We start from the raw sequence: 7,585 nt of genomic DNA, 5'->3' as shown, positions 1-7,585 counted from the left end.
CCCCTGAATTATCGCGCATTCCTCGCAGTACCTGGCCCGAAAGATTTCCCGAAATTGCTTTGGCTTTATTTATTATTGTTTTGGGATTACAACCGAGTTGGATGATTCACTGGAGTGAAAACCAAGCATCAGTGTTATTAACCGGGACGGCAATTAGTCAAAAGCAATCATAGAAAGCTTTTTCGGAATTTTTCAAACCTAGACCGAAACTAACTTGTGGATAGGTGCCGAAACGTCAAAAATTTTTGGCTTTGCGGAGGGAATTAACCGTTAAAACCACCTGTTCCCCCACCAGTTCAATTTCTTCTAAAGTGTTAAAACGACTCAACCCGAAGCGTAGGGAGGCGTAGGCGAGAGATTCGGGGCGACCCAAGGCAGTTAAAACGTGAGAGGGGGCGGTATGGCTAGAAGAACAGGCAGAACCGGAGGAAAGCGCCACTATTGGCTGTAATCCTAACAATAACGCCGCACCGTCCACCCCTTCAATACTAATATTCAAATTTCCGGCTAATCTTTGGCTAGGATGACCATTGAGATAAATTCTGTCTAATTGACTGATAATCTCCCATAAACGGGCTTTTAACTGATTTAAGTGGCTGGTATCTTCTTCGATCGCTTTGATGCCCAATTCTACCGCCTTGGCAAAACCGACAATTTGTGGTGTAAACAGTGTACCCGATCGCAGTCCTTTTTCCTGGCCTCCCCCTTGAATTTGAGCGGCGAGACGGACTCTGGGGTTTCGGCGCCGGACGTACAGCGCACCGATTCCCTTTGGTCCGTGGACTTTGTGGGCAGTTAAGGACATCAGATCTATATTCATTTCCTGCACATCTAGGGGAATTTTCCCGATTGCTTGGGCCGCATCCGTATGAAAAAGTACCTGATACTGGCGACAAATCGCCCCAATTGCCGCTAAAGGTTGAATCACCCCAATCTCGTTATTAGCAGCCATAATTGACAGCAAAATCGTGTCAGGACGCAAAGATTTTTCTAGTAGTTCCAAGTCAATTAGTCCATCAGCACCGACGGGTAAAATTGTCACCTCAAAACCCAATTTTTCCAGATAATGACAGGGATCTAAAATGGCCCGATGTTCTGTCACCACCGTAACTAGGTGTCGTCCCTTGGCGAAATAAGCTTCGGCAACCCCTTTGATAGCCAGGTTATTGGCCTCCGTTGCTCCACTGGTAAAAATAATTTCTTCGGGACTACTATTAATAGCAGCGGCGATTGTTTCTCTTGCCTGTTTAACCGCAGCCTCGGCCGTCCAACCATAGACATGATTAATACTACTGGCATTACCAAAGTGTTCGGTAAAATAGGGTAACATCGCCGCCAGAACCTGCGGCTCTAGGGGTGTCGTGGCGTGGCAATCTAGATAAATCGGCTTTTGAGACATATTTTTCCCTTGCGGGGGATTTGGGAAGGAGATATACCCTATTTTAAGAGAATCTCTGAAAGTGCATTGCTAATCTATGTTAACAAAAAAGTATCGGATAGTAGTCAACAGCTGACGACTCAGGCCAGAACTTTAAGATTTAATAATGAGAGCGCAATCGCTCTCTGACAGCAGTTACAATTCCCCTATTCCAATGTTGTTCAGCAACCCAACAGGATTAATAACACATATTTTCCCGCTCAATCATGGCTAAAAAATCGAAGGCATTTAGTGAACTGCTCAGGCTGCAGAAAATGTCCCAAGGATCCGAAAAACCCTTGAAAAGCTTTGAGAAGAAATTAAGAGAAAAGTCATCGGCTTTCAAGGACTTTGTCGTCTCTCCTTCTGGGGAAGTCACAATGTCGGAAGTTCTGGAGGACTTTATCGAGCCTTACCGCAAATCCAATGAAACAAAGGGATCTATGCGAACACTGCTGACCATAGGGATAATCGCTTGGAATCTGGCGTTGTCCCCCGAGTCAAAGCGGCAAGAGATGATAGACCGAGTTTTTAATAAAGACCTTCTTAAAGGAGATAAAAGGCTCAAGGCGGAGATTCAAGGGCTAATCGAGGAGCTAATCGCTAGGAAAAACCGTTATTTCTCGGAAAACAAGCGGATGATTGTGGATTTTGAGTTAAAAGAGCTAGGAAGCGAGTATCATCTCTCGGTTGCCTCCACCTTGTCGCCCGAATTTTCCGAGTCAGAGTTTGCCTTCAAAGTCGGCGACTCGGTCATCGTCAAACAGGGTGTACTTGACCCAGATTTGGGGACTGACATCGGTGGTTGGCAAGGAAGAATTGTGACAATTGACCGGCAGAGCAATCTCATCGGCATTGAATGGGATAGCATCACCCTGAAAAACATCCCCAGTTCGGTGATTGACCAGTGTGAAGTGGAAAACTTAGACTGGACTCAAATGTGCCTCTTCTCAACGGATGTGGAATTAACCCAACCTCGAGATACAGAAGAAGATGTGGCCGCCATCATTGAGCAAATTGAGTCTAACATCGTTGGAGCTATTTAGCAGAAAAGGGAAAGGCAATTCCGGCAGTTGGCCGAGGTTGAACCTGAGGAGAAAATGGCGGCTTTAGACGCTTGGAAAAAAAGACTTGATTCATTACCCTATTGACCATTGAGCAGCGATTTAGAGGAGAGAAATTTGAGATGGATGATTCCCAGAAATACGAGGCTGACTGTCAAAAGATAAGAAAAGTCAATCATGAATTACTAAAGGATTTCGAGAGTTGGCTAGAATCATCAGGTTTGTCGGAAAAAACCATTAATAATCATATTTCAAATATAGATTTTTATATCAACGAATATTTACTCTATGAGGATGCAGTAGAAGCTAAAGACGGGGTAGATATGGTCGGTGACTTTTTGGGTTATTGGTTTATCAAAAAGGCCCTGTGGGCCAGTCAATCAAGCCTCAAGGCTAACGCAGGTAGTCTGAAAAAGTTCTACACTTTCTTACTGGAAAAAGGCTTAATAGATAAAGATGATTTGCGAGAACTTAAAGAAACCATCAAGGAAGAAATGAGTGAATGGCTGGAAACCCTAGAGTGATACAATGACCCATTGAGTGAAGATATGTGGGATGTTTGGTGATTTTAGCCGAGGGGCAATCCCCCACCCTCCTCACCATGAAGATAACTGTTATACAGGGTAAGCGCATCTTAACAATCCTTGACAAAATGAACTTTATGTGGGTTGCTTACCCACGATTCAGGCATATTTGAGGAGAATTTGCCATCTCAATTGTTAAGCAACAATCGACCAATTGGGTCGGTAACTATTCTGATTGACTGGTATCACTTGAAATGCTTACACAGCAAGCGGACCACAAAATTGGCCAATTGTCAATAGCGTTTGAGATGCGCTCACCCTGATTGGATTCCCTTTTAAATCTTCGCTATTTATAGAGGAATATGAGTAATCCAGTCTTGATAATCTTGGGCATCTCCTAATAAAGCAATGAGAATTAAATCTGGAGTTTAGACTAAATGTTTACCCAAGCGGCGATCGCTGAAGCTCAAGGGCGATCGCTTTTGGCAAAAGATCCGGTTAATGCAACTGGTGGTGATCAGCTAGTCCACTGTTAACGGTAATAGCAAATCCGTTTTTAATAGTATGATTAACTCCCACACGCGGTTATTCATACATTTGTATCAGTTTAGGGATGACTGATAATTGCTGATTGTCGCTATTTCTGCAAATGTGAGATGCAGCCAGTATGTCAAATGAATAATTATAGAATTCAAGAGAATTTATCCTGAAGACAGGGATTGATAAGGAATAATTTCTTCGAGGGTATTTCCTAACTTTTCCCTCGCTATATCTAACTCGTATGCTTTTTGTAAATTAATCCAAATTTCTGCCCCTGTATTAAAAAAACGCCCTAATTTTAAAGCAATATCTCCCGTGATATTTCCTTGTCCCTTGAGAATTTGCTCAAGTTCATTCTCAGAGATATTAACTCTTTTGGCAAGCTGAGAAACATTAAGATTAATTTCCTCTAATTCATCAGCTAAAATTTCACCAGGGTGGATAGAACTTTTCCAATTATTCATCGTCAATTTTCCTTACGGCTCTTCTCATTAAGATGAAGTGTAACCTAATTTGATATTGACTCCTATCTCCCTGACTCCTTTAAACATTTCTTTTTTTCTCAAACCATGTTTGTAATAATTCCCCGGATTCCTTGGCTAAAATTCCCGCGATTACCGGTAAACGATGGTTAGAAAAAGGACTATCTATAAAATTAGCCACAGTGCGGATAACTCCTGTTTTGGGATCGTCAGCACCGTACACTAATAATCCTAATCTAGCCTGAATGATTGCCCCGGCACACATGGGACAGGGTTCAAGGGTGACGTAGAGGGTACAATCATTTAAGTGCCAATTGCCTAACACTTGACTAGCGGCACGAATCGCCAGAATTTCGGCGTGAGCGGTGGGATCATGGTGTTTTTCCTTGCAATTAGCCCCTTGAGCGATTAAATGTCCCTCTTTATCCACGATAACTGCTCCCACAGGTACATCACCCCGATCCCCCGCAGTTGCCGCTAAATTTAAAGCTAACTGCATCCATTGCCGATGTTTCTCATAGGCTTTTTCGTCAATAGACTTTAGATAGTCCCACATTTAGCCAATAAATTATCTAATTTTTTCTGACCATCCAAAGCATACAAATCATCACAACCACCGATATGTTCATTATTAATAAAAATCTGTGGTACACTGCGTTTACCGTTAGACCGTTCCGCCATGGCTTGACGAGCGCTTTCATCCCCATCAATCTTGTATTCGGTGTATTTTACCCCTTTCCAACCCAGCAGCCATTTAGCACGAATACAGTAGGGACAAGTTGCCCAAGTGTAAATTTCCACATTGGCCTTGATATTCTCGTTATAACGCCCAAAAAGCGAGTTAAATAGATTTAGCATCGTTCTTACTAAGTAGTTAGGTGTTAAAAACTGTCAGATGCCCCCCTTAATAAGGGGGGATTAAGGGGGGATCCATCTTCAATTTAATTATAACCAGCTACTTACTCTCCTATTTATCTTTATTTTATGGATTCTGCTACCAAAAAAGCCCAATTACGCAAACAACTAATTACCCAAAGACGATCGCTTCCTAAGCATATTTGGCAAGAAAATAGTCAGCAACTTTGCAAAAATTTACAATCTTTACCCCTCTTTCAGCACGCTAAAACCATTCTCGCTTACTTCAGTTATCGTCAAGAGCCGGATTTAAGTTCCTTATTTTGTCAACACCATCGCTGGGGTTTTCCCCGTTGTGACGGAGATAGCCTGACTTGGCACTGTTGGACTGCCGACGATCCCCTAGAATTAAATCGTTATGGCATCTATGAACCAACAGCGATCGCCCCTCTCATTTTACCCGCTGAAGTGGACTTACTGTTAATTCCCGCCGTCGCTTGCGATCGCCAAGGTTATCGCTTAGGTTACGGGGGAGGTTATTTTGATCGTCTCCTACATTCCCCCGAATGGCAAGCTATCCCCTCGATCGGGATTGTCTTTGACTTTGCCTATCTTGATACCCTTCCCCTCGATACTTGGGACCAAAAATTACAGGCAATCTGTACCGAATCAAGAACCGAAATTTTTTAACAATTATTTCCCTATTCCCTCACACCCAATCCCCAAGCTGATCCCTAGAAAGTAACAAGCTGATGGCTGACAGCCGACGGCTGCAAGCTTACACTAAATCCGGTTATTAAAGACTGATTATTTATTCCCCCTTTTGCCTCTTGCCCCCCCGACGTCGGGGGGGTTGGGGGGGTTGCCTTTTGCCTGTCCCGATATGTAGCCTATACTCAACAGATTTAGTATTATATTAAGTTTTATTGAATCCGATCGACCCTTAAGATAGCTTTGCTAGGATGAAGTTCGCATCAAGAGATGTTTATAGTAATCACCAGAAAAAGTCAACAGGGAAGCAATGAAACACTTTCACGAACCATGGATTCAAGAATGGTGTCAAGAAAACGGCTGGACAGAGCTATTTCTCGAACGCTACAGTAATTATTGGGCATTCCCTCCCAATGCCGTGATGCCAGAACCAATTCCCACCAAAGTGTTACAAAAAATTAAGCGCCAAAAAGGTCTATCTCCTGCCGAAAAACTTTGGTTAGGAGTGGCGATCGGATTGACTGTGACAGCTTTAATTCTCTGTGTCATCTTCGCTTGTCCCATGCCTATAGTTCTCGCTTTCGCTTTTGATGCTGTCACCGCAGCGCGATTGGAAGTGGAATATTAACCCAGCAAAAATTGAGCAGCAAAAACCTAAAAAGGGGGAGATTTTTCCGAAAGTCTTCCCCTTTACCGCTTTTTTCCAGACAGGGACGATCGATCTGTCTTGAATCAGTAATCGGTGATTAGTGGTCAGTAGGAGAATAGAATATTAAGTGAGCAGTATTCAATGGCAGTTTTCTGCTGTCTTTTCACTGATTACTGTTTACTGTTTACTGGACGGCTACGCCGTGCCTTTGGCAACACTGAAAAGCTCCCATGTCCGAATCTCGTCGCTTACAGTTTACCCCCGATCTGGAAATTTGCCGTATTTTGAACGGAATGTGGCAGGTTTCAGGTGCCCATGGTTCGATCGCACCCCAAAAAGCGATCCCTAGTATGTTCTCCTATCTAGATGCCGGTTTCACCACTTGGGATCTGGCCGATCATTACGGTCCGTCCGAAGATTTTATCGGAGAATTTCGTCGTCAATTAGTCGCTCAAAGGGGCATTGATGCTTTAAATAATCTGCAAGCTTTCACTAAATGGGTTCCCCGTCCGGGTAAAATGACTAAGGAAATAGTCGCAAAAAATATCGCTATTTCCCTGCGTCGCATGGATGTGGATAGTCTCGATTTATTGCAGTTTCACTGGTGGGATTATCGCGATAAAAATTATCTAGATGCCTTATATTTTTTAGGAGAATTACAACAGGAAGGCAAAATTAAACACCTGGCCTTGACTAATTTCGACACGGAACATTTAAAAATTATTCTCAGCGCCGGGATTAAAATAGTCTCCAATCAAGTCCAGTTTTCCCTAATTGATCGCCGTCCCCTCGTCAAAATGGCGCAATTTTGCCAAGAACATAACATCTATCTCCTCGCCTATGGTACTCTAGCAGGAGGCTTATTAGGAGCTAAATATCTCGGTCATCCTGAACCCAATCCCATGAGTCTCAATACCGCTAGTTTACGGAAATATAAAAACATGATCGATGCTTGGGGAAACTGGCAATTATTCCAAGAATTATTAACTGTTCTTAAAGCGATCGCTGATTCCTATCACGTCACCATTCCTAATGTGGCAGTGCGTTACGTTCTCGAACAAAAAGCCGTAGCTGGAGCAATTATCGGGGTGCGTTTGGGTGTTGCTGAACATATCGCAGAAAATGCCCGTATTTTCGATTTTCAATTATCTCCCCAAGACTATCAAAAAATTGATCATGTCTTGCAAAAATCCCGGGATTTATTGCAGTTAATTGGTGATTGCGGTGATGAGTACCGTCGATAAGTAGGTAGGTGTTAAAAATTGTCAGCTTTCCCCCCTTATTAAGGGGGGACTAAGGGGGGATCGGCACCCCCCTTATCAAGGGGGGCAGGCTGTCTCTTA

General features: G+C 43.2%; 9 protein-coding genes and 1 pseudogene. 6 read left to right on the top strand and 4 right to left on the bottom strand.

Annotated features, from left to right (window positions below; all coding sequences use genetic code 11):
- Nucleotides 1-173: pseudogene (locus tag IQ242_RS11605) on the top strand (NAD(P)H-quinone oxidoreductase subunit D4); the annotation flags it as partial.
- A 62-nt stretch (nt 174-235) separates the two neighbouring features.
- On the opposite strand, the gene IQ242_RS11600 reads toward IQ242_RS11605, so the two are convergent.
- A complete protein-coding gene (locus IQ242_RS11600; RefSeq protein WP_193960079.1) occupies nt 236-1,399 on the bottom strand; it encodes a cysteine desulfurase family protein in 1,164 nt (387 codons plus the stop codon).
- Nucleotides 1,400-1,644: 245 nt separating this feature from the next.
- Here IQ242_RS11600 and IQ242_RS11595 point away from each other — a divergent pair, with 245 nt between their 5' ends.
- Together IQ242_RS11595 and IQ242_RS11590 are read left to right on the top strand one after the other, a co-directional pair.
- Nucleotides 1,645-2,463, top strand: a complete 819-nt coding sequence (locus tag IQ242_RS11595; RefSeq protein ID WP_193960078.1) for a hypothetical protein — start codon at nt 1,645-1,647, stop codon at nt 2,461-2,463.
- A 140-nt stretch (nt 2,464-2,603) separates the two neighbouring features.
- On the top strand, nt 2,604-3,005 hold the full coding sequence (locus IQ242_RS11590) for a phage integrase SAM-like domain-containing protein (protein WP_002740193.1): 402 nt from the start codon (nt 2,604-2,606) through the stop codon (nt 3,003-3,005).
- A 701-nt stretch (nt 3,006-3,706) separates the two neighbouring features.
- On the opposite strand, the gene IQ242_RS11585 is transcribed toward IQ242_RS11590, so the two are convergent.
- The 3 genes from IQ242_RS11585 to grxC all read right to left on the bottom strand — a co-directional run bounded on the left by IQ242_RS11585 (nt 3,707) and on the right by grxC (nt 4,885).
- Nucleotides 3,707-4,009, bottom strand: coding sequence for a HigA family addiction module antitoxin (locus tag IQ242_RS11585; protein WP_193960077.1), 303 nt, complete (start codon nt 4,007-4,009; stop codon nt 3,707-3,709).
- Nucleotides 4,010-4,088: 79 nt separating this feature from the next.
- A complete protein-coding gene (gene tadA / locus IQ242_RS11580) occupies nt 4,089-4,583 on the bottom strand; it encodes a tRNA adenosine(34) deaminase TadA (protein ID WP_106909406.1) in 495 nt (164 codons plus the stop codon).
- Nucleotides 4,568-4,885: a glutaredoxin 3 gene (gene grxC, locus IQ242_RS11575; protein ID WP_002751734.1), complete on the bottom strand. Its 318-nt coding sequence runs from the start codon at nt 4,883-4,885 to the stop codon at nt 4,568-4,570. Before grxC ends, tadA begins: the two co-directional genes overlap by 16 nt.
- A 126-nt stretch (nt 4,886-5,011) precedes the next feature.
- On the opposite strand from grxC, the gene IQ242_RS11570 reads away from it, so the two are divergent.
- The 3 genes from IQ242_RS11570 to IQ242_RS11560 all read left to right on the top strand — a co-directional run bounded on the left by IQ242_RS11570 (nt 5,012) and on the right by IQ242_RS11560 (nt 7,486).
- Nucleotides 5,012-5,572, top strand: coding sequence for a 5-formyltetrahydrofolate cyclo-ligase (locus IQ242_RS11570; protein WP_046660513.1), 561 nt, complete (start codon nt 5,012-5,014; stop codon nt 5,570-5,572).
- A 331-nt stretch (nt 5,573-5,903) separates the two neighbouring features.
- Complete coding sequence (locus IQ242_RS11565; RefSeq protein ID WP_193960076.1) at nt 5,904-6,221, top strand: hypothetical protein; 318 nt, start codon at nt 5,904-5,906, stop codon at nt 6,219-6,221.
- A 251-nt stretch (nt 6,222-6,472) separates the two neighbouring features.
- Nucleotides 6,473-7,486 (top strand): aldo/keto reductase, encoded by a 1,014-nt coding sequence (locus IQ242_RS11560; RefSeq protein WP_193960075.1) that lies wholly within the window; start codon nt 6,473-6,475, stop codon nt 7,484-7,486.
- Nucleotides 7,487-7,585: the final 99 nt, after the last annotated feature.

The sequence above is a fragment of the Microcystis sp. LEGE 08355 genome, assembly GCF_015207185.1.
GTDB classification, from domain to species: Bacteria; Cyanobacteriota; Cyanobacteriia; order Cyanobacteriales; family Microcystaceae; genus Microcystis; species Microcystis panniformis.
Note: the sequence above shows the minus strand (reverse complement) of the source record. Positions and strands in the feature narration are given on the sequence as shown.